Source organism: Ruegeria sp. AO1 (assembly GCF_056535985.1).
Window position 1 is genome coordinate 2,339,788 of the sequence record NZ_JBQFJC010000001.1, and the last position, 25,262, is coordinate 2,365,049.

The window sequence follows — 25,262 nt, forward strand, 5'->3', positions numbered from 1 at the left end:
ACGCTCAGAGAGGGATGTTGTCGTGCTTTTTCCACGGGTTTTTCAACTGCTTGCCGCGCAAGCTGGCAAAAGCCCGCGAGACACGACGGCGCGTTGATTGCGGCATGATCACCTCGTCCACAAAGCCGCGTTCAGCCGCCACAAATGGGTTGGCGAAACGGTCTTCGTAGTCGGAGACATGCTGCGCGGTCTTTTCAGCGTCGCCGAGGTCAGCGCGGTGGATGATCTCGGTCGCGCCTTTCGCACCCATCACCGCGATCTCGGCGGTGGGCCACGCATAGTTGAAATCGCCACGCAGGTGCTTCGATGCCATCACAACATAAGCACCACCATAGGCCTTACGGGTGATAACCGTCACTTTCGGCACGGTCGCTTCACCGTATGCATAAAGCAACTTGGCACCATGCTTGATCACACCGCTATATTCCTGCTGCGTCCCAGGCAAGAAGCCGGGCACGTCCACCAGCGTCAGAATCGGGATCTCGAAACAGTCGCAGAAGCGCACGAAACGCGCCGCCTTGCGTGAGCTGTCGATATCCAGACACCCAGCCAGAACCATGGGCTGGTTCGCCACAACACCCACAGTCTGTCCTTCCAGACGGATGAAGCCAGTGACGATGTTCTTGGCGAAGTCTTCCTGAATCTCGTAGAAATCGCCTTCATCCGCAATCTTCGTGATCAGTTCCTTCATGTCGTACGGTGTGTTTGGATTGTCCGGTACCAATGTATCCAATGAGGTTTCGACACGGTTGGGATCGTCAAAGAAAGGCCGCACCGGAGGTTTTTCCTGGTTGTTGAGCGGCAGGAAGTCGACCAGTCGGCGCACCTCGGCCAAAGCTTCGACATCGTTTTCAAAAGCGCCATCCGCGACCGAAGACTTTTTGGTATGCGTAGAAGCTCCACCCAGTTCCTCAGCTGTAACGACCTCATTCGTCACGGTCTTCACCACGTCAGGGCCAGTAACGAACATGTAAGACGAGTCCTTCACCATGAAGATAAAGTCCGTCATCGCCGGGCTGTATACCGCGCCACCCGCACAGGGGCCCATGATCACGCTGATCTGAGGCACCACGCCCGATGCAGTAATGTTGCGCTGGAACACTTCGGCATAGCCCGCGAGCGAGGCGACGCCTTCCTGGATTCGCGCACCACCCGAGTCGTTGATCCCAATGATAGGCGCGCCGTTCTGCACGGCCATATCCATGATCTTGCAGATCTTCTGCGCGTGCGTTTCCGACAGCGAGCCACCAAACACGGTGAAATCCTGGCTGAACACATAGACCATACGGCCATTGATCGTGCCCCAGCCGGTGACCACACCATCCCCGGCAGGCTTTTGTTTTTCCATCCCGAATTCGGTGCAACGGTGGCTGACAAACATGTCGAATTCTTCAAAACTGCCTTCGTCCAGCAGCAGCTCGATCCGCTCGCGCGCGGTCAGCTTGCCCCGCCCATGCTGCGCGTCGATCCGTTTTTGCCCACCACCCAGACGGGCCGCGTTGCGGCGTTCTTCAAGCTCGGAAAGGATGTCTTTCATGGCGATAGTCCCCTGTGAAATCTGACCGGACCCTACAGTGAGCTACCCTTCAGCCAAAGATATTTTCGGCAAATTTGCAAAGTTTTGAAAATCACATTTGCTCAAACTGTAAATTTGCGAATTTTTACCAGCAGCATCAAGCGTCTGGCCTTTGCCCACTCAACAGCTATACAAGCGAACCATGCAGTTCAGAACGTCGTCGGCTTTTCGCACACCACCCACAATCGGCACTTTGGTTCTTCTCTCGGGACTGTCGGCGCTGAGCATGAATCTATTTCTGCCAAGCCTGCCGAATATGGCCCTGCATTTCGACACGCATTACAAGGTCATGCAACTGTCGATCGCCCTTTACCTGCTGGTAAACGCGGTCCTGCAGATCATCATCGGACCAATTGCAGACAAGGCGGGACGACGCCCGGTTCTGCTTTGGGGACTGGCACTCTTTCTACTGGCGACACTCGGCTGCATCTACGCACCGACGGCCGAGGTGTTCCTACTTTTCCGCATGTGTCAGGCGGTCGTGGTGGTCGGGATGGTCCTCAGTCGGGCCGCGGTTCGGGACATGTATGATCAGGATCAGGCGGCCTCGATGATCGGCTATGTCACCATGGGAATGGCTGTTGTCCCGATGATTGGCCCGGCCATAGGCGGGTTGCTGGAAGAGAGCTTTGGCTGGAAAGCGAATTTCTGGCTGCCCTTCGCTTTGGGCGCCCTAACCCTTGCCCTGACCTATGTCGATTTCGGGGAAACTTCAGCCAAAAGCGGCAAAACCCTGCTACAGCAATTTCGGGAATACCCCGAGCTGCTGATGTCTCCTCGGTTCTGGGGCTATTCGCTGTCCTCGGCCTGCTCGTCGGGCGCGTTCTTTGCCTATCTGGGCGGAGCGCCCTTCATCGGAACCGAAGTCTTCGGGATGAGCGCCGCCGAAGTCGGGATTTATTTTGGCGCGCCTGCATTGGGCTATTTTCTGGGCAACTTCTTCAGCGGGCGGTATTCGGTCAGGTTCGGCATCAACCGCATGGTACTTTGGGGAACCTGGCTGAACGCCGCCGGCGTCGCCCTGTCTGCCGCTTTGTTCCTGACAGGCTTCGGAACAGCGCTCAGCTTTTTCGGCTTCATGACGTTCGTCGGATTGGGCAATGGGATGACGATCCCAAACGCAACATCCGGTGCCCTGTCTGTGCGTCCGCATCTGGCCGCCACCGCCTCGGGCCTCAGCGGCGCAATCATGCTGGGCGGAGGAGCAGGCCTGAGCGCACTGGCAGGGGCGCTACTGACCGTCGAAACAGGCGCAATGCCCCTGCTCTGGCTCATGCTGGTCACGGCGATCCTTGCCATCGCAGCGATCTGCTCGGTCATTTGGCGCGAACGGCAATTGGGCCTCTAAGACGCCTTGCCCAAGAGGGTTTGCAAAGTTAACGTGCCGGAATAGAAAAGTTGCAAAGGCACGCCCATGGCCACCCAAAAACTCTATGCCGGCGCCAAACTGCGCGAAATGCGCACGCGCTTGACGCTGACCCAGAAGGAATTTGCCACAAAACTGGGTGTTTCCCTGCCCTACCTGAACCAGATGGAAAACAACAACCGGCCGATCTCGACCACCGTTGTTCTGGCGTTGGCGCAGGAGTTCGGCATGGACGTGACCGAGCTGAGCACGGGCGACAGTGAGCGACTGGTCTCGGATATGCGTGAGGCGCTGGCCGATCCGGTCTTTGCCGACGATATCCCCCCACTAGCTGATCTGCGCCTGACCGCCTCAAACGCCCCAGCTCTTGCCCGTGCTTTTATCGAGTTGCACCGAAGCTATCGCCAAACCCACGAACGCCTCGCCTCGCTAGACGAAGCGCTAGGCCGCGAAGACTCCCGCACCCAAGCCAGCCCATGGGAGGAAGTTCGCGACTTCTTCCACTATTGCGACAACTATATCGACGCGGTTGACCGCGCAGCCGAACTGTTCGCCAAACGCGCCGACGGCCCGGGCGGTATCCGTCAGGCCGCCCTGCAAAGCCTGGAAGAGCGCGGCATTCAAGTGATCTTCTCAGACATCAACCCGCTGCGCAGCTACGACAAGGAAAGCAGAACCCTGCGCCTGTCCTCACGTGCTGCACCGCAAACGCAGGTCTTTCAGCTGCTGCTTCAGGTTGCCCTGATCAGCCAGGACAAGCTGCTAGAGGCCACGCTCGATTTCGCAAAATTCCAGAGCGAAGAGGCTCGCGCCATCGCCAAAATCGGCCTTGCCAACTACTTCGCCGGCGCGTCCCTGATGCCCTACAGCGCGTTTCTGGCCGCCGCGCAAGAGGATCGGCATGATCTGGAAATGCTCAGCAACCGTTTTGGTGCCTCGATCGAACAGGTCGCGCACCGCCTGTCCACATTGCAGCGTCCCGGCGCAAAAGGCATCCCGTTTTTCTTCGTCCGCGTGGATCAGGCCGGAACGATTACCAAGCGCCACTCGGCCACGCGGCTGCAATTTGCCCGCTTCGGCGGCGCCTGCCCCTTGTGGAACGTCCACCGCGCGTTCGAAACACCGGGGCATTTCCTAAGGCAGCTGGCGGAAACACCCGATGGTGTCCGCTATATCTCGCTGGCTAGGGATGTTTCGAAACCCGGTGGCTCATTCGGTGCGCCGGTGCGCCGCTATGCCATCGCATTGGGCTGCGAAACCCGCCACGCCGAAGCATTGGTCTATGCAGACAATCTGGATATCAACAACGCCAGCGCCTACGAACCGATCGGCATATCCTGCCGCATCTGTGAGCGCGCAAATTGCCACCAACGCTCGGTTCCGCCACTGGAACGGCGCTTGGCTATCGACACTCATACCCGAGGCACATTGCCATACGAGGTCACTTAATCTTCATCTGGCCAAAAATATCCCGGGGGTGCGGGGGCAGAGCCCCCCGCTGTTGGCATTAAGCCTTGGACACGATCGCCCAGATCTCATCCTTAAGCGCGGCGCGTTTCTTGCGCATCTCGCCCTCGGCCAGCTCTTCTACCGGCTCGATATTGGTTTCTGCACGGTGAACACGGCGGTTGATTTCGTGATACTCGTCAGCCAGCCGCGCAAAATGAGCGTCCGTCTGCTTGAGCTGGCTCATCACCTCAACCTTGTCCGGAAACTCTTCGGCCAGTTCATGCGGGGTGTGGGACATTCCTGTTGGCTCCTGAATAAATGTCGTTGCGATTCAGGTTTATCGGATGTCGCCTCACCCCACTTTGACGCGGATCAAATCAGCGCTGCGCCACCTCCCATTGCGGGTGAATCCACGGTCGGTCATTGGCCTTCGGCAGCGCATCCTTGCCCAGCAGGTGGTCCGACATCTTCTCACCCACCATGATCGACGGCGCGTTGAGGTTGCCATTGGTGATCTGCGGGAAGATTGAGCTGTCAGCCACGCGCAAACCATCCACACCGATGACACGACCTTCGGGGTCGACCACGGCATTTTTGTCATCCGCGCGCCCCATCCGGCAGGTGCCACAGGGGTGATAGGCGCTCTCGGCATGCTCAGCGATGAAGGCATTCAACTCCTCATCCGTCTGCACCGAGGCGCCAGGCTGAATCTCCTTGCCTGCATAGGATTTGAAGGCGTCCTGACCAAAGATCTCACGGGTGAGGCGGATACATTTGCGGAAGTCTTCCCAGTCTTTTTCGTGGCTCATGTAGTTGAACCGGATCACCGGCGCGTCTTCAGCCTTGTTCGACCGCAAAGTCACAGCCCCACGCGACGGAGACCGCATCGGCCCCACATGTGCCTGGAACCCGTGCCCCTCGGCGGCGGCCTGACCGTCGTAGCGCACTGCAATCGGCAGGAAGTGGTACTGGATGTCGGGGTATTCCACGCCCGGGTTCGACCGGATGAACGCCGCGCTCTCGAACTGGTTCGAGGCCCCAAGACCGGTTTTGGTGAACAGCCACTGCGCGCCGATCAGACCTTTGCTGAACAGGTTCCAATGCTTGTACAGCGTGATCGGCTGCAACGAGGCTTGCTGGATATACAGCTCCAGATGGTCCTGCAGGTTTGCGCCCACGCCGGGGCGGTCGGCGATCACGTCGATGCCATGCTCCGCCAGATGCGACGCCGACCCAATACCCGAGAGCATCAGCAGTTTGGGCGAGTTGATCGACGAGGCCGCCAGAATAACCTCACGCCGGGCACGAATGACCTCTTTCTTGCCGCCACGCACCAGTTCGACGCCGACTGCGCGACCCTCTTCCATCACAACGCGCGATGCCAAACCCTTGACGAGGTCGCAGTTGGGACGTTTCAGAGCAGGTCGCAGATAAGCATTTGCAGCCGACCAGCGCCGTCCTTTCCAGACGGTCTGTTCCATCGGGCCGAAGCCTTCCTGCTTTTCGCCGTTATAGTCGCCCGTGACTTCATAGCCCGCTTGCTGACCAGCATCGACGAAGGCTTGGAACAACGGGTTTTTGCGCGGACCGCGTGACACATGCAGTGGACCATCCTTGCCCCGCCATTCCGGGTCACCGCCATGGCCGCCATCATGCCAGTTTTCCATGCGTTTGTAGTAAGGCAGCACATCCGCATAGGACCAGCCATCCGCCCCCATATCCGCCCAAGTGTCAAAATCCCGCGCGTGGCCGCGCACATAAACCATCCCATTGATCGAGGAAGACCCACCGATCACCTTGCCACGCGGACAGGCCATCCGGCGGTTGTTCATGTTGGGTTCGGGTTCCGAGCTGAATCCCCAGTCATAAAGCGACATGTTCATCGGGTAACTCAGCGCCGCGGGCATCTGAATAAATGGCCCGGCATCCGTGCCCCCATGTTCGATCACCAGAACCGAGGCCCCGGCCTCACTCAGGCGATAGGCCATCGCACAGCCGGCAGAGCCAGCACCCACAATGACAAAATCTGCTTCCATTTCACGTCTCCATAGATCCGCCGTGAGAGGTTTCGAAACCTGCTCTGCCTCCGGCGGGCGTATTTTCAAAAAGAAGAAGAGGTCACTCGCCGCGCGGGAACCGCTGGCTTTCCTCGACGATATTCAGGTCCATGTGGTTGCGCATGTAGCGCTCGGATGCCTTTTGCAGCGGCTGGTAGTCCCACGGGTAGTACCCACCCTGCCGCAACGCCTCGTAGACAACCCAGCGGCGCGCCTGGCTGGCGCGGACATCCGCATCAAACCGGTCCAGGTCCCAGCGCGCCTCGGACTTGGCGCGCAGGATTTGCAAGGTTCCGGCATGCACGGGATCATCGGCGAGGTTGTTCTGTTCATGCGGGTCGGCCTCAAGATCAAACAGCTGATCGGGGTCCAGAGCGCAACGATTGTATTTCCACTTGCCGTAGCGCAACGAGACCAGTGGCGCATAGGAGGCCTCGGCCGCGTATTCCATCGCCACAGGGGCTGTCCGCTCCTGCCCTTTGGCCAGAGGCAGGAGGTCTTCGCCATCCGTCCATGGGGCAATCTCGGCCATATCAACACCGGCTAGCGCGCCCAGAGTCGGGGTCACGTCGATGGTGGACACAGGCGTTTCAATCAGTCCGGCAGGTAAATCCGGTGCCGAGATCATCAGTGGCACTCGCGACGAGCCCTCGAAGAACGTCATCTTGAACCACAACCCGCGTTCGCCCAGCATGTCGCCATGATCCGAGACAAACATGATGATCGCCTCTTGGCGCGTCGTCTCAAGCACTTCGAGGATCTCGCCAATCTTGTCATCAAGGTATGAGATATTGGCGAAATACGCGCGGCGTGACTTGCGGATATCTTCCTCGGTGATGTCGAAGCTGCGCCAGTCGTTGGCGTCGAAAATACGCTTGGAATGCGGGTCCTGGTTGTCATAGCCAAGGTCAGAGACCTCAGGCAGCAGATGCTCGCAATCCTCATAAAGATCCCAATACTTGCGGCGCGCAACATAGGGGTCATGAGGGTGCGTGAAGCTGACGGTCATAGCCCACGGACGGTCGTCCTTACCGCGCGCCAGATCATAGAGCTTGGCCTTGGCGTGGTAAGCGACCTCGTCGTCATACTCCATTTGGTTCGAGATTTCGGCCACACCCGCGCCGGTGACCGAGCCCATGTTGTGATACCACCAGTCGATCCGCTCACCCGGTTTGCGGTAATCCGGGGTCCAACCGAAATCAGCGGGGTAGATATCGGTGGTCAGGCGGTCCTCGAACCCGTGCAACTGGTCGGGACCAACAAAATGCATCTTGCCCGACAGACAGGTGTAGTACCCCGCGCGGCGCAGGTGGTGGGCATAGGTCGGGATGTCGCTGCGGAACTCGGCTGCGTTGTCGTAAACGCCCGTGCGTGAGGGTAACTGACCCGACATGAAGCTCGCCCGTCCCGGCGCGCAAAGCGGTGAGGCCGTGTAAGTATTGGCAAAACGGGTCGAGCGTTCGGCCAGTTTCTTCAGGTTCGGCGCGTGCAACCAGTCGGCCGGACCATCGGGAAACAAGGTGCCGTTCAGCTGATCCACCATCAGGATCAGAATGTTAGGTTTTGTCATTTTTCGCCCTCGAGCAGAGTATTCAGGACGCGCAAGGCGTGATTGGCAGCCAGCTGAGGCTCTTCAGGGGCGCTCAGCGCGGAGTGGATATACAGCCCGTCGATCAAGGCAATCATGGTCTCGGCCGCGTTGACCGGTTCGGCAATTTGGGGGCGCAGCGCATGGATCAGGTTCGAGCGGATGCGCGCCTGATAGACCTTCCACAGCCGCAGCGCGTCATCATTGGTTTGCGCAAGGACATAGAAGGTCATCCACGCCGCAATCACGTCCGGGGTGAAACACGAATGCGCGAAACAGGCGCGGATGATGGCCTGCGCCCGTTGGTCCGGGGCTGCGGCGGCCAGCTCGGTCCGGGCTTCCTTTCCGAAATCCGTCAGGATTTGCCGCATGGCGGCCAGAAAGATCTGATCCTTGCCGCCAAAATAATGGTGCGCCAGCGCGCTGGACATGCCTGCGCGTTTGGCAATCTGGCTGACGGTCACGTCCAGAGATTTCTGCACGCCCAATTCGGCAATCGTCGCACGTACGATCGCATCACGGCGTATAGGCTCCATTCCGACTTTTGGCATCGCGTCCCCCTGGGCAACAGGATTTCCCGACGACGCTAGGCGCTTTTTATTGACTCGTCAATCAATCTCGTTTTCGGACGGGTGTTTTCATGCTTTGGGCGCAAAAGCCGATGGTGTCACATCGCGCTTGTTCAGCATGGCTTCGCGCCAGGAAATAAAGCTGACGGCGGTCAGGATCAGCGTACCGCCAGCCACGACCCAGATGTCAACGCTTTCGTGAAACACCAAGGCACCGACAATCGTCGCCCAGATAAGCTGCAAGAAGGTGACCGGCTGCGTCACCGCAACCGGCGCGGCCTGCAGCGCCAATGTCATGAAATAATGCCCTGCCGTTGCAAAACTTGCGACCAGAAACAGCACCCCGATGTCCCGCAGAGTGGGCGGCGACCAGACAGCGATTGCAAAGGGGATCAATGCTAATGTCACCCAGATCGAAAGATGGGCCACCACGACCGAGGGCGGGATATCCCGCACCAGCAGTTTGGCCAGCAGGTAGGAGCCACCCAGCGTCAGCGCCGTTCCCAACATGGCGAGATGCCCGCTAGAGACTTCGCGAAAGCCGGGGCGCAGAATGATCAGCACGCCGATCAGGGCGACCAGAATGGCGGCCAATCGGCGAAAGGCCAGCTTCTCACCCAGAAACAGGGCCGCGCCAAGTGTGACGTAAACCGGGGTCATGTAGTTCATGGCCGTCACCTCGGCCAAAGGAATGCGAGTCATCGCGTAAAACCACAGCATGACCGCCACCCCGTGAATGACCCCTCTTAGCCCGAATAGTGAGAGATCGCGCTTGCTCAACCGCGTTGCCAGGATCGACCGCAGAGCAGGCAACAGAAACACCAACCCAAGGACGTAGCGCAAAAACGCGGCCTGAATCGGGTCCATGGTCGAGCCCAGCGATTTCACCAGCGCCGTCATCACCACAAAGGCCAGACCCGCAGCGAACATCCAGAACATTCCCAATACGGGGCGCGAAGGGGCGGAAGCTATTGTCATGTTCCCGGTTGAACACCGAATTCACCGGCAGAACAACCCTTCACATGACAAGTAACTTCCACGCAATTCCCAGCATCACAATCCCGATCAAAGCGTCCAGCACCTGCCATGCGCGTGGGCGCGCGAAAAACGGCGATAGTATCCTGGCTCCGTAGCCCAGCGTGAAGAAGAAAACAAAGCTTGAGGTCACGGCCCCAATGGCAAAGCTGAACCGGTCGTCATACTGGGCCGAGATCGAGCCGATTAGCACCACGGTATCCAGATAGACATGTGGGTTCAGCCAGGTAAAGGCCAGTACCGTCAGCATCGCCGACCGCAGGCTCGTGCGTTGGCTCTCGCCCAGTTCCATTGCCGCCCCGCCCTGCCAGGCCGACCGCAGGCTGCGCAGCCCGTACCATGTTAGAAACGCGGCGCCGCCAAAGCGCATCACCGTCTCGAACCATGGCGCGGCCTGTGCCAGAGTGCCAAACCCGGCGATCCCGGCGGTAATTAGGATCGCATCCGAAACAGCGCAGGTCAGGCACAAGATAAACACATGCTCGCGCCGCAGACCCTGCCGTAGGATGAACGCGTTCTGTGCACCAATGGCCAGAATCAGACTGAAGCTCAGGACAAAACCAGCGATGAGGGGGGCGGACATGAAACCTCCTGTCGTTTGAAGGTTTGACTACCGACTTCATCTCGGCCTATCAAATTAAAGATACTGATTAGGATTAAGTCTGGCTAATGCTGATAGATCCACATCACTTGAACGCGCTGGCCGCGATTCTGCGGCACGGCAGCTTTGACGCGGCGGCCTCCGAGCTGTCCGTCACGCCCTCGGCAATATCCCAGCGGATCAAAGCGTTGGAGGATCGCATCGGCACCAGCCTGATCAATCGCGGCTCCCCCTGCACCGCCACGCCTGCAGGGCTGCGGATTGCCAAACATGCCGAGGATATCGGGCTGCTGGAGTCCCAACTTGCCCGCGAACTGACCTTGGAGAACGGCCCCGGTCCGGCGCGGGTGCGCATCGCCCTTCCGGCCGATGTTCTGGCCGCGTGGTTCATCGATGTGATGACGCAGGTGCCGGACCTGTTGTTCGATCTGGTGATCGACGATCAGGAGCATTCGGCAGACTGGCTGCGCCGGGGCGAGGTCAGCGCCGCAATCACCGTCGGAGGGCAACCGGTCACCGGATGTGATACGCATGCCCTTGGCGCGATGCGGTATCTCGCGACGGCAAGCCCGGAATTCACCAAGCGCTGGTTCAGTGAGGGATTGACCGCACGGACGCTGGCAAAAGCGCCCTGCCTTGTATTCAACCGCAAGGACAGCCTTCAGCGGGTCTGGATATCCAATCAAACCAGGCAGCGACTGTCGCCACCTTCGCATTTCATCCCTTCTTCCCATGGGTTTGTCGACGCCGCTATTGCAGGATTGGGTTGGGGCATGAATCCCGAGCCCTTGGTGCGCGAAGCGTTGCGGGACGGAAGGCTTTGCGAAGTCGCGCCCGATGCGCCTTTGGACGTGCCCCTCAATTGGCAGGTTGGTCGCGTGTTGGCCTCGGCTCTGACCCCCTTGACCAAAGCCGTAAAACGGGGCGCTGCAAAGGCCTTGATCCCGGATGCCGACCACCAGATAAAGAATAAAAATCCGGAGTAAGACAATGCTCTCACGCGATGCGCTCAGCTATGATCCGATACCCCTGCCCCATCGAAGCGAGATGAGCGATGCCGAGATGCAGCAGGCCGCTCAGGCATTCTACGACAAGATGCGCCAGCGCCATACCGTCCGAGATTTCATCGACCGCCCCGTTGATCGCCAAGTGATTGAGGCCTGCTTGCGGACCGCAGGCACCGCGCCATCCGGGGCCAACCACCAGCCATGGCATTTTGCCGCCATCGCTGACCCGGCTTTGAAACAGCGCATCCGGGAAGAGGCCGAGGAAGAAGAGCGTCGCTTCTATGCTGGCGGCGCAGGGGACGAGTGGATCAAAGCGCTTGAGCCCATCGGAACCAACGCAGTCAAAGAACACCTGACCATTGCCCCTTGGCTGATCGTGGTTTTCGCCCAGCGCTGGGGTGAGTTCGAAGATGGCACGCGGTACAAAAACTACTACGTCCCCGAAAGCGTCAACATCGCAACGGGCTTTCTTTTGGCTGCCCTTCATCACGCCGGGCTTTCGACACTGACACACACGCCGAACCCGATGAAGTTCCTGAATGACGCGCTGGGACGGCCGGCATCGGAAAAGCCCACAATGATTATCGCCGTTGGTCACCCATCAGAGGCCGCGACTGTCCCCTCCGTTGCCAAGATGAAGAAACCTCTGGACAAGATTTCGTCGTTCTTCTGATTGGAACTCTAACGACGTTAGCCGCCCTGCAGATCAGGTGTCGCAGGCTTGGGTAAGACGACCAGATAACAGGCGGCGGCTGCGACCAGACTGCACAGGACGATAAACGCAACCGCCAGCGAAACCTCATGCATATGCGCGACCGCTGCCAAAGCGGCTGACATGGCAACGGCGGTCAGGCGTGCGATGCTTTTGATCGCGGCAGAGGCCTGAACCCGCTGCTCTTTGGGGGCGACGTCCAGAAAGTAGAGTTTGCGCGCGCTGCTGATCCCCGTGACGGCAACCGTTGCGATGAACAGGGCAATCGCATGCAGGTGCACTTCGTGGTCGATGCCCAGATAGTGAAACGCCAAAAGGACGATCCCAGTGATCGCCACCATCAAAGTCCCTGCGACCATGACGGTACGATGGGATTTCATGTTCAACAGCTGCCAAAGCGGGGCCGAGACAAGATAGCCAGACGCCGAAGACACAATCATCGCGGTCAGTCCCTTGGCCGAGCTGTGATGCGCCTCGGCCGCAATCAGAGCGAAAAACGGCACGGACAAGGACACCACGACAAGCGGCATGCGCATGACCAGGTAGCGGCGAAACCAAGCACGTTCGAACATGCTGAAGATGGACTTGATATTGGCTTTCAAAGACAGGCCCAAGTGTTTGGCTTCATTGGATTCTGAACTGTTGGTCTTGCGGATCTCAAACATCGCAAGGATCGACAGGGCAGATAGTAGAAAGAACGTGGCGGACACCGCGATGACGACCGAGTGGCGCGAAAATGGCGGATTGTCCTTGGTCAACTCATGCAACAAAAGCGCCAACCCTATGGCACCCAGCCCTCCGGCCCCCAGTTGCAAATATTGCATCATCATTCGGGATTTCGAATGCACATGATCGCCCAGTAGATCGGTTAACATGAGGTTCTGCACCTCATCGATAAGCCCGATCAGGAAAAAGACTGCGATGAAGGCAATGGCGATCAGCGGCACGATGCCTGTGGCGGCTACCCCCATGGCGACCAAAAGGCAGGTTCCGATTGCAATCTCGGTCATCGCAATCCCGCGTTTCTTCTCGGGCCGCGCGGCAATCGAACGCGCCAGAAAGAAATCTGCGATCATGCTGCCGACCATGCGTACCGAGACCAACGCCCCCGCGATGAACATCGGCAACTCGAATGAGACTGCCAGAAACGGCAAAACCACCGACGGGCTTCCTAGCGTCCAAGCGACCTGAGACAGAATGCTCTGCCCGGCGAGAACCGGGACATTGCGTTTTGCCAGATCTGACGGGTCACGCGCCATGTATCACTCTGGCAGCGAAGCCAGCCCTTTTGTTTTCTCGCCCACATTTCAAAGAGTAGTCGCTTGAGCCTGATCAGCCAAGCAACACTTCGGAAGCTGCAAAACCAAAAGCCCGACCAAACGGGCCGGGCTTTCAGGTACCAGTTGTCGAGTGCGATCAGAGCTGCGCCATGACCTCATCAGTCGCTTCGAAATTGGTTGTCACACGCTGAACGTCATCGTCATCTTCCAGCGCATCGACCAGCTTCATCAGCTTCTGCATGTCTTCCAGACCCAGCTCAGTGGTCGTGGTGGGCTTCCAGACGAGCTTGGTGGATTCGGATTCGCCCAACGCCTCTTCCAGCGCATTCGATACATCGTTCAGATCGGTATCGGCGCACCAGATGATGTGACCATCTTCCGAGCTTTCGACATCCTCGGCCCCTGCCTCGATCGCGGCTTCAAAGATAGTATCCGCGTCACCTGCATCCGCCTGATAGACCACCTCACCCTTGCGGTCGAACATGAACCCGACCGAGCCGGTTTCGCCCAGATTTCCACCATTCTTGGAAAAGGTCGAACGCACGGTCGAGGCCGTCCGGTTGCGGTTATCCGTCATGGTCTCGACAATCACGGCCACACCGTTGGGGCCGTAGCCCTCGTACCGGATTTCTTCGTATTCGTCGCCTTCGCCTGCAACCGATTTCTTGATCGCGCGGTCGATCACGTCCTTGGGGACCGAGTTTGACTTGGCCTCTTTCACCGCCAGACGCAGGCGCGGGTTCTTGTCGGGATCGGGGTCGCCCATCTTGGCGGCCACGGTGATCTCTTTCGACAGTTTGGAAAACAGTTTGGACCGCGCGGCGTCCTGACGTCCCTTGCGGTGCTGGATATTGGCCCATTTGGAGTGGCCTGCCATGGTGCGTCCTCGTCATCATGTTAGCGTATTCGGCGCTCATATAGACGTTTGCAGGGCAAAGGATCAAGAGAGCGGCTTGCGGGACGCCCATCTGAGGGTAAGGTGGCCGCATGACGACCGATCAAATCATTCTGTTTGCGCTTTTCATTACAGTCTTTGGAATGCTCCTTTGGGGCCGTTTCCGGTATGACCTTGTGGCCTTCACCGCCCTGATGATCGGGGTGACTCTGGGTGTTGTGCCAGTCGACAACGCCTTTGCTGGTTTCGGACATCCCGCAACGATCATCGTCGCCTTGGTGCTGGTGGTCTCGGCCGGGCTTGTCCGATCCGGGGCCGTGTTCCTGATCACGCGCACCCTCGTGGATGCCTCGCGCGGGCTTGGCGCCCATATCGCACTGATGGGTGGGATCGGCGCAGTTCTGTCAGCCTTCATGAACAACGTGGCCGCGCTGGCCCTTCTGATGCCGGTAGACATACAAACCGCGCGCAAAGCGGGGCGCGCGGTGGGACTGACGCTCATGCCGCTCAGCTTTGCGACGATCCTGGGTGGCATGGCGACCCTGATCGGGACACCGCCAAACATCATCATCGCCTCGATCCGGGCCGAGACCTTGGGCGAGCCGTTCAAGATGTTCGACTTCGCGCCCGTTGGCGGGATTGCGGCCATCGCCGGATTGGCTTTTGTATCCCTCATCGGCTGGCGGCTGATCCCGAACCGAGGCGCGCAGGAAGAAGCAACCGAAGCGCTGGCCGAATACATCGCCGAACTCACCCTACCCCCCGAGTCGCCTCATATCGGCAAGCGTGTTAGCGAGCTGTACGAGGATGCCGAAAAGTCCGACGTAGCGATCATCGGCCTGATCCGAGACGGCAAACGGCGCTATGGTCGGTCCGCCCACGCCACGCTGAAAGAAGGCGACGCGCTGGTGCTGGAGGCACGGCCCGAAGCGCTGGATGAGTTCCGCGCGGCGCTCAAGCTGGATTTCTCGGACACCCGCCGACAAGAGGTGCTGACGGCAGAAGGCGACGGGCTCGAGGTGATCGAAGTTGTCGCCACTGAAAGCGCGCGCATTACCGGCCGTACCGCGCAGGGGTTGGGTCTGGCGTGGCGGCAAAGCACGGTTCTGATGGGCATCTCGCGCCAGGGTCGCCGCATCACTGAACAGGTCCGCAAGACCGAGGTCGAGGCCGGCGATATCCTGCTGCTGCTCTGCCCCCGCGACCGGGGTGCCGACGTGACAGAATGGCTGGGCTGTCTGCCACTGGCGCAGCGGGGGCTGAACGTGACGGCGAACGAAAAGGCGTGGCTCGCCATCGGCCTCTTCGCCGCTGCGGTTCTGGCGGCCAGCATAGGGTTGATCTACCTGCCCATCGCGCTGGGTTTTGTTGTCGTAGCCTACGTTCTCACCAAGATCATGCCGATCAGTGACATCTACAATCATATCGAATGGCCCGTTGTGGTGCTGCTCGGCTCGATGATTCCACTGGGCAGCGCGCTAGAGACCTCAGGCGGCACCGAATTGATCGCCAATGCCCTGATCCAGTTGACCAATGGACTGCCCGCCTGGGCCATCCTGACCGTACTCATGGTCGTGACGATGACGCTGTCGGACGTCTTGAACAACACGGCCACGGCTATTGTTGCCGCTCCGGTAGGCATCCAGATGGCCCGCACGCTCGAGGTCTCGCCCGATCCGTTCCTGATGACGGTTGCCGTTGCGGCCTCGGCCGCGTTCCTCACGCCAATCGGGCACAAAAACAACACGCTGGTTTTGGGCCCCGGAGGCTATCGGTTCGGTGACTATTGGCGAATGGGTCTGCCGCTTGAGATCCTGATCATCGCAGTTTCGATCCCGGCGATCCTTGTCTTCTGGCCGCTTTGATAGGTAAAGCCCGACTATGAAACGCTTTCTGATCCTCCAATTGCGCCCCGAGGCTGATGCATCGGACGCCGAATATGCCTCCATCCTCGACAAAACCGGCCTGACGCCCGAGCAAATCCACCGCATCAGGCTGGATTGCGAGGACCTGCCCAAAGGCATGAATGTCGCCGACTATGCGGGCGTGATCGTTGGTGGAGGTCCGGGCTGCGTCAGCGACGATCCAGCAACGAAATCCGATTTGGACGCAAAGATCGAAAACGCGGTCATGGGGCTGATGCCGCAGATCACCGCGCAGGATCATCCCTTCATGGGTTGCTGCTATGGGTTAGGCGTTCTTGCCGCGCATTTAGGTGGCGACGTCAGCAAAGCCCATTTCGGCGAACCGGTCGGCCCCTCAGCCTGCCGTCTGACCGAAGACGGCGCCGCTGATCCCTTGACTGCGGGCCTTTCGCCCAACTTCGATGCCTTCGTCGGCCACAAAGAGGCCGTCCAGACCCTGCCCGAAGGATGCGTGCATCTTGTCGCCTCGGACCCCTGCCCGTTTCAGATGATCCGCTGGGGGCAGAACGTCTATGCCACTCAGTTCCATCCGGAAGCCGATGCCAAAGACTTTGAGCAACGCATCAACATTTACAAACACCACGGATATTTCCCTCCCGAGGACGCCCAGCGCCTGATCGATATCTGCAACGCGGCAGACGTCACACAGCCGGGCGAAATCCTGCGCCGGTTTGTAGAACGCTATAGATGACCTAACGACGCGGTTGCCTGACGGTTTCCCCCTCGCTTAGTCTGCATTGAAACGACTTTGGGAGGAGTTGTTCTTGGATTTTCTAATCAATGTCGGCCTGCCTGTTTCGCTGGCTATCATCATGCTGTCTTTGGGTATCGGGCTTGAGATCGCCGATTTCCGACGCGTCCTGACCCGCAAATACCCGTTTGCAATCGGTGCGCTGTGTCAGGTCGTGCTGCTGCCAATCACCGCGTTTGCAACCGTCAAACTGCTAGGTCTGCCGCCCGAGATTGCCGTCGGTTTCATGCTCCTCAGCTTTTGTCCGGGTGGGGTGACCAGCAACATTCTGACGAAATTTGCCAAGGGTGATGTGGCGCTTTCGGTCAGCCTGACGGCGGTGATCAGCATCCTTTCGATCCTGACTGTGCCGATCCTGGCGGCCTGGACCATCGCGCATTTCATGGGCGAGAACGCGCCCGAGGTGTCGATCACCGGGCTGGCGATCGCCATGTTCCTGATCACGACCCTGCCCGTCGCCATTGGTATAACGGTTCGCAGGTTTGCAACGGGGTTTGCAAACCGTATCGAGGGCGGGTTGTCCAAACTGGCTGGCGCTCTGTTCCTGCTGATCGTCATCGCCGCCGTGGCCGGGAACTGGCAGCTCTTTATTGAGAACCTTGGCATCATGGGCACCGGGTTGGTGTCTTTGAATATCGCCCTGCTTCTGATCGGTCTGAGTGTCTCGCGCGCCGCGAACCTGTCCTGGGCCGAGTGCAAAAGCATCTCGATTGACACCGGCATCCAGAACTCAACCCTTGGGCTGACCTTGGCGGCATTGATCACAGGAACCGAGACCGGGTTCAGCACTCTGGCTTTGCCCTCGGCGGTTTATGGCGTCACTATGTATGTCGTTGTGTTCCCCTTCCTCCTTTGGTTTCGCAAACGCTGAAAGGACCTGACATGGCCAACAACACGGCAGATGCGATCGTTGTCGGAGGCGGACTGGCCGGGCTGGCGGCTGCGGCCGAGCTGGGTGACCGGGGCAAGACAGTGATCGTTGTGGATCAGGAACCCGAGAGCTTCCTGGGCGGACAAGCGTTCTGGAGCCTCGGCGGCCTGTTCATGATCGACACGCCCGAGCAACGCCGGATGGGCATCAAGGACAGCCACGACCTGGCCCTGCGGGATTGGATGGGCAGCGCGCAGTTTGATCGCGACGACGATCTGTGGCCTCGTAAATGGGCCGAGGCCTATGTCGAGTTCGCCGCAGGGGAAATGCGCCCATGGCTGCATGACATGGGTCTGCGCTGGTTCCCGGTGGTCGGTTGGGCCGAGCGTGGAGGCTCCTATGCGAGCGGGCATGGCAACTCGGTGCCGCGGTTTCACATCACTTGGGGCACCGGCCCCGGCGTGCTGGAGCATTTCATCCGCCGCGTGAAAGAACATGTTAACGCCGGGTTGATCCAGCTGAAGTTTCGCCATCAGGTCAGCCACATCATCATGCAAAACGGCTGCGCCAAAGGTGTCTCGGGCGAAGTTCTGGCCGAGGATACAGCCCAGCGCGGAGCCAAAACCAACCGCGAAGAGCTGGGCGAGTTCGAATATTACGCTCCTTCGGTCATCGTCACCTCGGGCGGGATCGGCGGGAATTTTGAGATGGTTCGAAAGAACTGGCCCCGCGACCGTCTGGGCGAGCCTCCGCAAGACATGGTTGCAGGTGTCCCGTTTCACGTCGATGGGCGCATGATCGCGATCAGCGAAAAGGCGGGCGGCCATGTGATCAATGGCGACCGCATGTGGCATTATACGGAAGGCGTCCGAAACTGGGATCCGATCTGGCCCGCACACGGAATTCGCATTCTGCCCGGTCCAAGCTCGATGTGGTTCGATGCCAAGGGTAATCGGCTGCAACCGCCCTGCCTGCCGGGGTTCGACACGCTGGGGACGCTAAGCGAAATTCTGAAAACAGGACACGAATACAGCTGGTTCGTTCTGACCCAGAAGATCATCAAAAAGGAATTCGCCCTGTCGGGGTCGGAACAGAACCCCGATTTCACCTCGGGCAGTTGGAAAGAGGTGATCCGCCAGCGCATCCTGTCGGGCAGCAAAGCCACAGCCCCGGTTGAGGCGTTCAAGGAAAAGGGCGAGGATTTCATCGTCGCGAACACTCTGACCGAGCTGGTCAGCGGCATGAACCAGTTGGGCGGAGGTCTTATTGATGAGGCCCATCTGAGGGCGCAGATCGAGGCGCGGGATTCCCAGGTCGACAATCCGTTCTCGAAAGACGCTCAGATGATGGCGATTCTGGCGGCACGCAACTATCGCGGTGACAAGCTGATACGGACGGCCAAGCCGCACAAGTTCCTAGATCCCTCAAACGGCCCGTTGATTGCGGTCAAACTGCACGTGCTGACCCGCAAGACACTTGGCGGGCTGCAGACCAATCTGGACAGTCAGATGATCGGAGCGGACGGGCAAGTGGTGCCCGGCCTGTTTGCTGCCGGCGAGGTCGCCGGTTTCGGCGGCGGAGGCTATCATGGCTACAACGCGCTTGAGGGCACCTTCCTTGGCGGCTGCATCTTCTCAGGCCGCAACGCAGGGCGATCCCGCGCTGTGGCCTGACGCGTCACTGCTTGCGGACCAGTTTGATGACGGGTTCGCCCGCCTCATCCAAAAGGGCCAACGCGTCGCCCTGCACAGCGAAGGTTGTGACGCTCTGCATTGTTTTCAGGAAGGCGCGTTCGATCTCATCCAAGGGTGGCGGGCAAGCCATGAGGGTGGCCGCCATATTATCAGGAAACTCGATGCGGTTGCCTGATATCTCGGCCTGACCAGTGAACCGATTGCACCCGCCGGTGCCCGAGAACGCGCCGCCTTGGCCAAAGATCAGCTCCGGTCGTCTTTCCGTTTCGATGGGCTCACCGTTTAGCGATGCGGCGATCCAGTCCGAATTCTCCAGCATTGTCGCCCCCTGCGCCTGAACTTGCACGAGCATCAGATCGACGGAATTGCCCGCCTCATCAGAAATTACCGGATAGACCGTGTCAGTGGTGAACAGCAGCTTTTGCCCTTGAGTAATCGTCGCCCTCACAGAATAGCGGTGCCCATCCTTGATCAGGGCGTCGTCATAGCTCAGCTGAAACGAGGCCGGAACGGCAGACAGAGCGTAGCGCTGCGCCGCCAGCGTCACGGCCGGCGCGTCGGCAAGCGAGACATCCTGAAGCTCAACAAACAGGGTCGCATCCGGCGGAACGGCGATCCTTTCGCGATAACTGGCCGAGCCTTCGACTGTTCCGGCAAAGCCAGTGCTCGCCATCATCGCACAGGCAATCGCGGCAATTGCGGTTCCTTTTGCAGGCATGATCCAATCCTCTTGTCGCAAAATACATTCATAGAGCTTTGTGTATCGGCCAAGATTTGCAAGAGGCACCGCAAAATGACGGCGGGTCAGAGCCGATCCTACAGTGGCCAGAACAGCGGAATGAGAAGTGATGCCAACAGCCCAACGGTCAGGTTCAACGGAATACCCACCTTCATGAAATCAGTGAACCGATAGCCGCCGGGGCCATATACCATCATGTTTGTCTGATACCCGATCGGCGTCGCGAAAGAAGCCGAAGCCGCAACCATGACAGCAACCACAAGTGGACGCGGGTCTATCCCAACGGCTTGCGCCAGACCAATTGCAATCGGCGTGACAACTACGGCGACCGCGTTGTTTGAGACCAGCTCGGTCAGAACCGAGGTCAGCAGGTACACCGCCCAGATGATCAGGAACGGAGGCAAAACACTCAGCGACGGCGCGACCGCTTCGACAATCAGGGACACCGCACCCGACGCGTCCAAGGCGGCCCCGATGGCCAGCATGGCAAAGATCAGCGCCAGCAGGCGACCCTCGACAAAGGAAAACGCTTCATCCGCGTCGATGCAGCGCGCCAGAAGGACTGCAGCGACAGCTAGGATGGACAGCAGCAAGATCGGCGCAATGCCGAGAGCCGCCAGAACCACGATCCCGACCAGAGAACCAATCGCAATCGGCGCATGACTTCGTCGGAAGGCCCGCGCTGACGGTTGGGTGACATCGACCATGTCCATATCGGCGGCCAGCTTCTGAATGTCAGCCGGCGACCCTTCGAGCAGCAGAGTATCCCCCACCCGCACCACAAGTTCATCGAGCTGCAATCCGATATTCTGGTTCCGCCGATGCACTGCCAGAACATAGACACCATAGCGGCGGCGCAGACGCATTGTTCCCAGCGCACGCCCCACCATACGACAGCCCGGAGTGATCAGAACCTCGACCGTTTTGGTCTCAACAGCCGAAAGCTGATCAACCCGCTTGAGCTCCTTGTTGCTCTGCAGGCTCAAAAGCTCGGTCATTTCGGTGCGCAGAACCACTCGGTCGCCGACATTCAACGTCACCCCTTTGAGGTTGCGCCGCAACGAGTCGTCGCCGCGCAGCACGTCGATCAGGCGCACACCGGGGCGCTTGAACAGCTGCACGCCGGTAACCTCACGCCCGATCAGGTTACTTTCCGGGGGAATGACGGCCTCGGTAAAGAATTTCATCTTAGACCGGTCGCTCAGCATCGAGGCCATGCTGTCCCGTTCCGGCAAAAGGCGCGGCGCGATGAAGCGCAGGTAGACCATGCCATAGATCACCAGCACGATACCCAGCGGCGTGACTTCGAAAATCGTGAACGCTTGCATGCCCTGCGCCCTGGCCACACCGTCCACCAGCAGGTTGGTCGAGGTTCCGATCAGGGTCAGCGTTCCGCCGAGGATGGCCGCATAGCTGAGCGGGATCAGTAGCTTCGAGGCAGGTACGTTCAGCGTTCGCGCAATCTGAACAAAGACCGGGATCATCACGACGACCACCGGAGTGTTCGACACCACCGCGGACGCCACCACCACAAACCCCATCAGCAAGGCAATCGCTATACGCGGGTTCACTTGCGCCTGCTTTTGGGCCGTTGAGGTGAACGCATCCAGCGCTCCGGTCCGCACCAACGCCCCCATGATGATGAACATCGCGGCAATCGTCCAAGGCGCGGGGTTCGACAGTACGGCCAGCGCGCTTTGATAGGGCAGAATGCCCGTCACCAGCATCAATGCGACGCCACCAATGGCCACGACCTCAGTCGGGTAGACCTCGCGTAGGAACATCACAAACATGCCTGCGACCACCAAAAGCGCCAGTATCGCGCTGCCCGTGTCTGTCAGTGAGAGGAATTGCATTCGTGGTTTTCAGTCCGAACCCTAGGCCCAAGCGCCTGACTTCCAGTTTCCCGCATTGCGCGGATCAGGGCAAGCATTTACGGCCCGGCCTGCTCCAACCGACCGCCCACGCGCACCATGCGCACTGATTTTGCGCTGCCATCCTGATCATTGGTCTCGACGAACACTCCGCTGAGGGTTGCTTCGCCATTGGCCGGAGAAAAGCGTGCCTTGGGCATACCAGTGATGAACCGCCGCATCGGCTCGACCTTGTCCATACCGATGACCGAGTCATAGTCACCGCACATCCCCGCATCCGTCAGATATGCGGTGCCGCCGGGCAGAATCTGCGAATCCGCCGTAGGAACGTGCGTATGCGTGCCCACAACAAGGCTCGCACGCTTGTCACAATAGTGGCCCATCGCCATTTTCTCGGATGTCGCCTCGCAATGCATATCGACGATGATGGCATTTGCCTGTCCACCGCGTGGATGGGACTTCAGGATCGGCTCGACCGCCGAGAACGGATCATCAAAAGGCCGCTTCATGAAAACCTGGCCCAGAACCTGAACCACCAAAACCTTGCGCCCTCCAGGTGCGTTGAAAAGGCGGTGGCCGCGCCCTGGCGCGCCTTTGGCAAAGTTCACCGGGCGCACGATGCGCGCCTCTTTCTCGATGTGTTGCAGCATGTCTTTCTGGTCGAAGGCATGATCGCCCAGCGTCACGCAATCCGCGCCCGCATCGAGCAGCAGCTTGGCATGGTCCCCAGACAGCCCCATCCCGTTCGAGGCGTTCTCGCCATTGACCACAACAAAATCCAACCGCCATTCGTCGCGCAGACGCGGCAGATGCTGTTGGATGGCCGTGCGTCCCGCGCGGCCCATGACGTCACCCAGAAAAAGTATCCTCATCCCATCGGTCGTAAGTCTGGTCAACGCGAAGCACAAGTGGTTATGCTGCCGTAATAAACCGTCAAAGCCCTTTAGATCGGAGAAACTTGATGTCGCGTATCTTATTGTCTGCCCTTGGCCTCACTGCGCTAGCCGCTTGTGACCAGGCGGGAACGAGCGTTTCCAACACCCAGATTGCCAACCCTGCGGCTACATTCTGCGTGGAAAGCGGTGGCAAATATGAAATCCGCGACGGTGCCGACGGGCAAACCGGCGTTTGCATATTGGCCAGCGGCCGCGAGGTAGACGCTTGGGAATACTTCCGTGAGAACCACTCGATCTAACGAGGCAGTCTTAGAACGTCAAAACACGGCTTTCCGTGACAACCATATCCAACGGCTGATCGGTTGGCTCCAACGGCAGCCCTTCGGCCTCTTGCCCATCGAAGGCAAAGCCGATCGCCAGGGTTGGGCGTTTGGCGCGTAGCCCTTCCAGGGTGCGGTCGTAGAACCCGCCGCCATAGCCCAGACGGCCGCCCTTGGCGTCAAAAGCCACCAACGGAACAATCAGGATTTCGGGGTCGAAGTAATCGTCGATCTCGGGCACTTTCGCCCCGAACGGTCCATCCTTCAAAGCGCCCTCAGGCGTCCAACGCGAAAATTTCAGCGGCTGCCCCGCGGCCTGAATCACCGGCACGCCGACGGGGCCGTAGGCCGTAGCCTCGGCCATTGCGGGCAGCGGGTCGATCTCTGTCCGGATTGGCATGTAGCCCGACATGGGCACGCCTCGATGGCCTGCCAATATCTCGGACAAACGGCCCGCAGCGCCCGGCACAGAGGCGTCAAACGCCGCTTTGCGACGGGCAAACGCGGCCTTGCGCGCCATCGCTTTGATTTCAGTCAGATCGGTCACAGAAGCACCACGCTGGCAAGTCCCAAGAAGATGAAGAAGCCCATGACATCCGTTGTGGTTGTCACAAACGTCCCAGATGCCAGCGCCGGGTCAATGCCCATTCGGTCCAGCAAGACCGGTACTACCGTACCTGCAAAGCCCGCGATGATCATGTTCACGACCAAAGCAGACCCGATCACGACCCCGAGCAGAGGCGAATCGAACCAAAGCATCCCCACCGTGCCCAGAACGATCGCAAAACACAGGCCGTTCAGCATGCCGACCAACAGCTCTCGTCGGATCACGCGCATGACGTTCGAGGCAGTCAGGTCGCGCGTGGCCAATGCCCGCACCGCGACCGTCAGCGACTGCGTTCCCGCATTGCCACCCATCGAGGCGACAATCGGCATCAGGATCGCCAGCGCCACCAGCTGATCAATCGCAGCCTCGAATTGCGAAATCACCAGAGAGGCACAAATCGCCGTACACAAGTTCACTGCAAGCCAAGGTAAACGCCGACGGCTTGTTGCGGCGACACTGTCCGAGATCGAGCTTTCGTCGCTCACCCCCGCCAAGCGCAGAATGTCTTCCTCATGTTCTTCATCAAGCACCACCATGGCGTCATCGATGGTGATGACACCGACCAAACGGCCATCGGCATCGACCACTGGCGCCGAGATCAGGTGGTACTGGTTGAAAGCATAGGCCACATCCTCTTCGTCCTGATCGACGGGGATGATGTGGAATTCCTCTTCCGCCAGATCCCGCAGCGGTACTTCGCGCCGCGCGGCCATCAGCTTACCCAAGGTGATCTGCGCCACCGGTTTCAGACGCGGATCAACGAGCACGACGTGATAGAACTGTTCCGGCAGATCATCATTGGCGCGCATGAAATCAATGGCCTGCCCCACCGTCCAATGCTCGGGCGCCATGACGACCTCGCGCTGCATCAAACGACCAGCCGAGTTTTCGGGGTAGGACAGCGCCTGCTCTGCCGCGACCCGCTCGGAATCCTCAAGCGCGTCCAGGATCGTCTCCTGTTGCGGCTCTTCCAGATCCTCCAGTAGATCAACGACATCGTCGCTGTCCATGTCCCGCACGGCTTCGGCCAGAACGTCGGGTTTCAGGACACCGATAACCTCTTCCCGGACGGCCTCGTCCAGCTCCGAAAGGATGTCGCCATCGAACTCTTTGTCATAGAGACGGATCAGGCGCGCACGGTCATAGGGATTGATCTGTTCCAGAAGGTCGGCGATGTCGGCTGCATGCAGCGGCTCCATCAACTCGACCAGCTTGTCGCGATCGTCCACGTCAACGGCAAACAGGATCGCTGCAACGGTGCGGCGGTCCAGCGCGTAGACGTCTTCGTCAGCGGACTCGGCTACGGGATCATCAATGCCTGTGGTCATGTGCTGCTCCCGTTCTTAGTCATGCCATTGGCCCCTAATTAGAAGAAGCAGCTACCGGAAAACAATGACAATGCGCCGATTTACCCTCATCTTTCGCACGCATATGCTGATGAACGGGCTCA

The 25,262-nt window shown here is 59.3% G+C and carries 23 protein-coding genes; 9 read left to right on the plus strand and 14 right to left on the minus strand.

Annotated elements, in window-relative coordinates:
* Positions 1–4: 4 nt before the first annotated feature.
* Entirely contained in the window at positions 5–1,537 is a 1,533-nt protein-coding gene (locus ACR3FB_RS11575) for an acyl-CoA carboxylase subunit beta (protein WP_170471793.1), read from the minus strand.
* Positions 1,538–1,718: 181 nt separating this feature from the next.
* Here ACR3FB_RS11575 and ACR3FB_RS11580 point away from each other — a divergent pair, with 181 nt between their 5' ends.
* Together ACR3FB_RS11580 and ACR3FB_RS11585 are read left to right on the plus strand one after the other, a co-directional pair.
* Entirely contained in the window at positions 1,719–2,924 is a 1,206-nt protein-coding gene (locus tag ACR3FB_RS11580) for a multidrug effflux MFS transporter (RefSeq protein WP_480563702.1), read from the plus strand.
* A 66-nt stretch (positions 2,925–2,990) separates the two neighbouring features.
* Positions 2,991–4,391 carry a helix-turn-helix domain-containing protein gene (locus tag ACR3FB_RS11585; protein WP_170378023.1) on the plus strand — a complete coding sequence of 467 codons (1,401 nt, stop codon included), beginning with the start codon at positions 2,991–2,993 and terminating at the stop codon, positions 4,389–4,391.
* A 58-nt stretch (positions 4,392–4,449) separates the two neighbouring features.
* Here ACR3FB_RS11585 and ACR3FB_RS11590 read toward each other — a convergent pair whose 3' ends face one another.
* The 6 genes from ACR3FB_RS11590 to ACR3FB_RS11615 all read right to left on the minus strand — a co-directional run bounded on the left by ACR3FB_RS11590 (position 4,450) and on the right by ACR3FB_RS11615 (position 10,223).
* On the minus strand, positions 4,450–4,689 hold the full coding sequence (locus tag ACR3FB_RS11590; protein ID WP_170378021.1) for an HP1242/YdcH family protein: 240 nt from the start codon (positions 4,687–4,689) through the stop codon (positions 4,450–4,452).
* 79 nt (positions 4,690–4,768) lie between these two features.
* Positions 4,769–6,427, minus strand: a complete 1,659-nt coding sequence (gene betA, locus ACR3FB_RS11595) for a choline dehydrogenase (protein ID WP_480563699.1) — start codon at positions 6,425–6,427, stop codon at positions 4,769–4,771.
* Positions 6,428–6,509: 82 nt separating this feature from the next.
* The gene (gene betC / locus ACR3FB_RS11600; protein ID WP_480563697.1) at positions 6,510–8,018 is read right to left on the minus strand and encodes a choline-sulfatase; all 1,509 of its coding nucleotides are present in this window, start codon (positions 8,016–8,018) and stop codon (positions 6,510–6,512) included.
* Positions 8,015–8,587, minus strand: coding sequence for a choline-binding transcriptional repressor BetI (betI, locus tag ACR3FB_RS11605; protein WP_170462042.1), 573 nt, complete (start codon positions 8,585–8,587; stop codon positions 8,015–8,017). Before betI ends, betC begins: the two co-directional genes overlap by 4 nt.
* A gap of 87 nt (positions 8,588–8,674) precedes the next feature.
* Entirely contained in the window at positions 8,675–9,583 is a 909-nt protein-coding gene (locus ACR3FB_RS11610; protein ID WP_480563693.1) for a DMT family transporter, read from the minus strand.
* Between the two features lie 40 nt (positions 9,584–9,623).
* Positions 9,624–10,223: a LysE/ArgO family amino acid transporter gene (locus ACR3FB_RS11615; RefSeq protein WP_480563691.1), complete on the minus strand. Its 600-nt coding sequence runs from the start codon at positions 10,221–10,223 to the stop codon at positions 9,624–9,626.
* An 86-nt stretch (positions 10,224–10,309) separates the two neighbouring features.
* Here ACR3FB_RS11615 and ACR3FB_RS11620 point away from each other — a divergent pair, with 86 nt between their 5' ends.
* Together ACR3FB_RS11620 and ACR3FB_RS11625 are read left to right on the plus strand one after the other, a co-directional pair.
* Complete coding sequence (locus ACR3FB_RS11620) at positions 10,310–11,227, plus strand: ArgP/LysG family DNA-binding transcriptional regulator (RefSeq protein ID WP_480563689.1); 918 nt, start codon at positions 10,310–10,312, stop codon at positions 11,225–11,227.
* 4 nt (positions 11,228–11,231) lie between these two features.
* Positions 11,232–11,921 carry a nitroreductase family protein gene (locus tag ACR3FB_RS11625; RefSeq protein WP_480563687.1) on the plus strand — a complete coding sequence of 230 codons (690 nt, stop codon included), beginning with the start codon at positions 11,232–11,234 and terminating at the stop codon, positions 11,919–11,921.
* Between the two features lie 17 nt (positions 11,922–11,938).
* Here the strand turns inward: ACR3FB_RS11625 and ACR3FB_RS11630 are convergent, their stop codons facing one another.
* Both ACR3FB_RS11630 and ACR3FB_RS11635 read right to left on the minus strand, forming a co-directional pair.
* Positions 11,939–13,219: an MFS transporter gene (locus ACR3FB_RS11630; RefSeq protein WP_480563685.1), complete on the minus strand. Its 1,281-nt coding sequence runs from the start codon at positions 13,217–13,219 to the stop codon at positions 11,939–11,941.
* Between the two features lie 157 nt (positions 13,220–13,376).
* A complete protein-coding gene (locus ACR3FB_RS11635; protein WP_170352472.1) occupies positions 13,377–14,117 on the minus strand; it encodes a YebC/PmpR family DNA-binding transcriptional regulator in 741 nt (246 codons plus the stop codon).
* A 110-nt stretch (positions 14,118–14,227) separates the two neighbouring features.
* Between ACR3FB_RS11635 and ACR3FB_RS11640 the strand changes: the two genes are divergently transcribed.
* From ACR3FB_RS11640 to ACR3FB_RS11655, 4 genes are all read left to right on the plus strand, one after another.
* Positions 14,228–16,000 (plus strand): SLC13 family permease, encoded by a 1,773-nt coding sequence (locus ACR3FB_RS11640; RefSeq protein ID WP_480563683.1) that lies wholly within the window; start codon positions 14,228–14,230, stop codon positions 15,998–16,000.
* Positions 16,001–16,016: 16 nt separating this feature from the next.
* A complete protein-coding gene (locus ACR3FB_RS11645) occupies positions 16,017–16,751 on the plus strand; it encodes a glutamine amidotransferase (protein ID WP_480563681.1) in 735 nt (244 codons plus the stop codon).
* Positions 16,752–16,824: 73 nt separating this feature from the next.
* The gene (locus ACR3FB_RS11650; protein WP_480563679.1) at positions 16,825–17,682 is read left to right on the plus strand and encodes a bile acid:sodium symporter family protein; all 858 of its coding nucleotides are present in this window, start codon (positions 16,825–16,827) and stop codon (positions 17,680–17,682) included.
* A gap of 11 nt (positions 17,683–17,693) precedes the next feature.
* A complete protein-coding gene (locus ACR3FB_RS11655) occupies positions 17,694–19,355 on the plus strand; it encodes an FAD-binding dehydrogenase (RefSeq protein WP_480563677.1) in 1,662 nt (553 codons plus the stop codon).
* Between the two features lie 4 nt (positions 19,356–19,359).
* Here ACR3FB_RS11655 and ACR3FB_RS11660 read toward each other — a convergent pair whose 3' ends face one another.
* The 3 genes from ACR3FB_RS11660 to ACR3FB_RS11670 form a co-directional block, all read right to left on the minus strand.
* The gene (locus ACR3FB_RS11660; protein ID WP_480563675.1) at positions 19,360–20,094 is read right to left on the minus strand and encodes a YbaY family lipoprotein; all 735 of its coding nucleotides are present in this window, start codon (positions 20,092–20,094) and stop codon (positions 19,360–19,362) included.
* 98 nt (positions 20,095–20,192) lie between these two features.
* Positions 20,193–21,971, minus strand: coding sequence for an SLC13 family permease (locus tag ACR3FB_RS11665; protein ID WP_480563673.1), 1,779 nt, complete (start codon positions 21,969–21,971; stop codon positions 20,193–20,195).
* Between the two features lie 77 nt (positions 21,972–22,048).
* Positions 22,049–22,861, minus strand: coding sequence for a TIGR00282 family metallophosphoesterase (locus ACR3FB_RS11670; protein WP_170660018.1), 813 nt, complete (start codon positions 22,859–22,861; stop codon positions 22,049–22,051).
* An 89-nt stretch (positions 22,862–22,950) separates the two neighbouring features.
* Between ACR3FB_RS11670 and ACR3FB_RS11675 the strand changes: the two genes are divergently transcribed.
* Positions 22,951–23,184 carry a putative hemolysin gene (locus ACR3FB_RS11675; RefSeq protein ID WP_480563671.1) on the plus strand — a complete coding sequence of 78 codons (234 nt, stop codon included), beginning with the start codon at positions 22,951–22,953 and terminating at the stop codon, positions 23,182–23,184.
* Between the two features lie 10 nt (positions 23,185–23,194).
* Here ACR3FB_RS11675 and ACR3FB_RS11680 read toward each other — a convergent pair whose 3' ends face one another.
* Positions 23,195–23,752 (minus strand): 5-formyltetrahydrofolate cyclo-ligase, encoded by a 558-nt coding sequence (locus tag ACR3FB_RS11680; RefSeq protein WP_170660016.1) that lies wholly within the window; start codon positions 23,750–23,752, stop codon positions 23,195–23,197.
* Positions 23,749–25,140 (minus strand): magnesium transporter, encoded by a 1,392-nt coding sequence (mgtE, locus tag ACR3FB_RS11685; protein WP_170639378.1) that lies wholly within the window; start codon positions 25,138–25,140, stop codon positions 23,749–23,751. Before mgtE ends, ACR3FB_RS11680 begins: the two co-directional genes overlap by 4 nt.
* Positions 25,141–25,262: the final 122 nt, after the last annotated feature.

Bases quoted from the DNA above. Each gene is read 5' to 3' on its own strand.
- ACR3FB_RS11575 (WP_170471793.1), bottom strand. From the start codon at position 1,537: ATGAAAGACATCCTTTCCGAGCTTGAAGAACGCCGCAACGCGGCCCGT.
- ACR3FB_RS11645 (WP_480563681.1), top strand. From the start codon at position 16,017: ATGAAACGCTTTCTGATCCTCCAATTGCGCCCCGAGGCTGATGCATCG.
- ACR3FB_RS11665 (WP_480563673.1), bottom strand. From the start codon at position 21,971: ATGCAATTCCTCTCACTGACAGACACGGGCAGCGCGATACTGGCGCTT.
- betA (WP_480563699.1), bottom strand. From the start codon at position 6,427: ATGGAAGCAGATTTTGTCATTGTGGGTGCTGGCTCTGCCGGCTGTGCG.
- ACR3FB_RS11580 (WP_480563702.1), top strand. From the start codon at position 1,719: ATGCAGTTCAGAACGTCGTCGGCTTTTCGCACACCACCCACAATCGGC.
- ACR3FB_RS11610 (WP_480563693.1), bottom strand. From the start codon at position 9,583: ATGACAATAGCTTCCGCCCCTTCGCGCCCCGTATTGGGAATGTTCTGG.
- betI (WP_170462042.1), bottom strand. From the start codon at position 8,587: ATGCCAAAAGTCGGAATGGAGCCTATACGCCGTGATGCGATCGTACGT.
- ACR3FB_RS11585 (WP_170378023.1), top strand. From the start codon at position 2,991: ATGGCCACCCAAAAACTCTATGCCGGCGCCAAACTGCGCGAAATGCGC.
- ACR3FB_RS11660 (WP_480563675.1), bottom strand. From the start codon at position 20,094: ATGCCTGCAAAAGGAACCGCAATTGCCGCGATTGCCTGTGCGATGATG.
- ACR3FB_RS11615 (WP_480563691.1), bottom strand. From the start codon at position 10,223: ATGTCCGCCCCCCTCATCGCTGGTTTTGTCCTGAGCTTCAGTCTGATT.
- ACR3FB_RS11655 (WP_480563677.1), top strand. From the start codon at position 17,694: ATGGCCAACAACACGGCAGATGCGATCGTTGTCGGAGGCGGACTGGCC.
- ACR3FB_RS11630 (WP_480563685.1), bottom strand. From the start codon at position 13,219: ATGGCGCGTGACCCGTCAGATCTGGCAAAACGCAATGTCCCGGTTCTC.
- mgtE (WP_170639378.1), bottom strand. From the start codon at position 25,140: ATGACCACAGGCATTGATGATCCCGTAGCCGAGTCCGCTGACGAAGAC.
- ACR3FB_RS11675 (WP_480563671.1), top strand. From the start codon at position 22,951: ATGTCGCGTATCTTATTGTCTGCCCTTGGCCTCACTGCGCTAGCCGCT.
- ACR3FB_RS11590 (WP_170378021.1), bottom strand. From the start codon at position 4,689: ATGTCCCACACCCCGCATGAACTGGCCGAAGAGTTTCCGGACAAGGTT.
- ACR3FB_RS11625 (WP_480563687.1), top strand. From the start codon at position 11,232: ATGCTCTCACGCGATGCGCTCAGCTATGATCCGATACCCCTGCCCCAT.
- ACR3FB_RS11670 (WP_170660018.1), bottom strand. From the start codon at position 22,861: ATGAGGATACTTTTTCTGGGTGACGTCATGGGCCGCGCGGGACGCACG.
- betC (WP_480563697.1), bottom strand. From the start codon at position 8,018: ATGACAAAACCTAACATTCTGATCCTGATGGTGGATCAGCTGAACGGC.
- ACR3FB_RS11620 (WP_480563689.1), top strand. From the start codon at position 10,310: ATGCTGATAGATCCACATCACTTGAACGCGCTGGCCGCGATTCTGCGG.
- ACR3FB_RS11640 (WP_480563683.1), top strand. From the start codon at position 14,228: ATGACGACCGATCAAATCATTCTGTTTGCGCTTTTCATTACAGTCTTT.
- ACR3FB_RS11635 (WP_170352472.1), bottom strand. From the start codon at position 14,117: ATGGCAGGCCACTCCAAATGGGCCAATATCCAGCACCGCAAGGGACGT.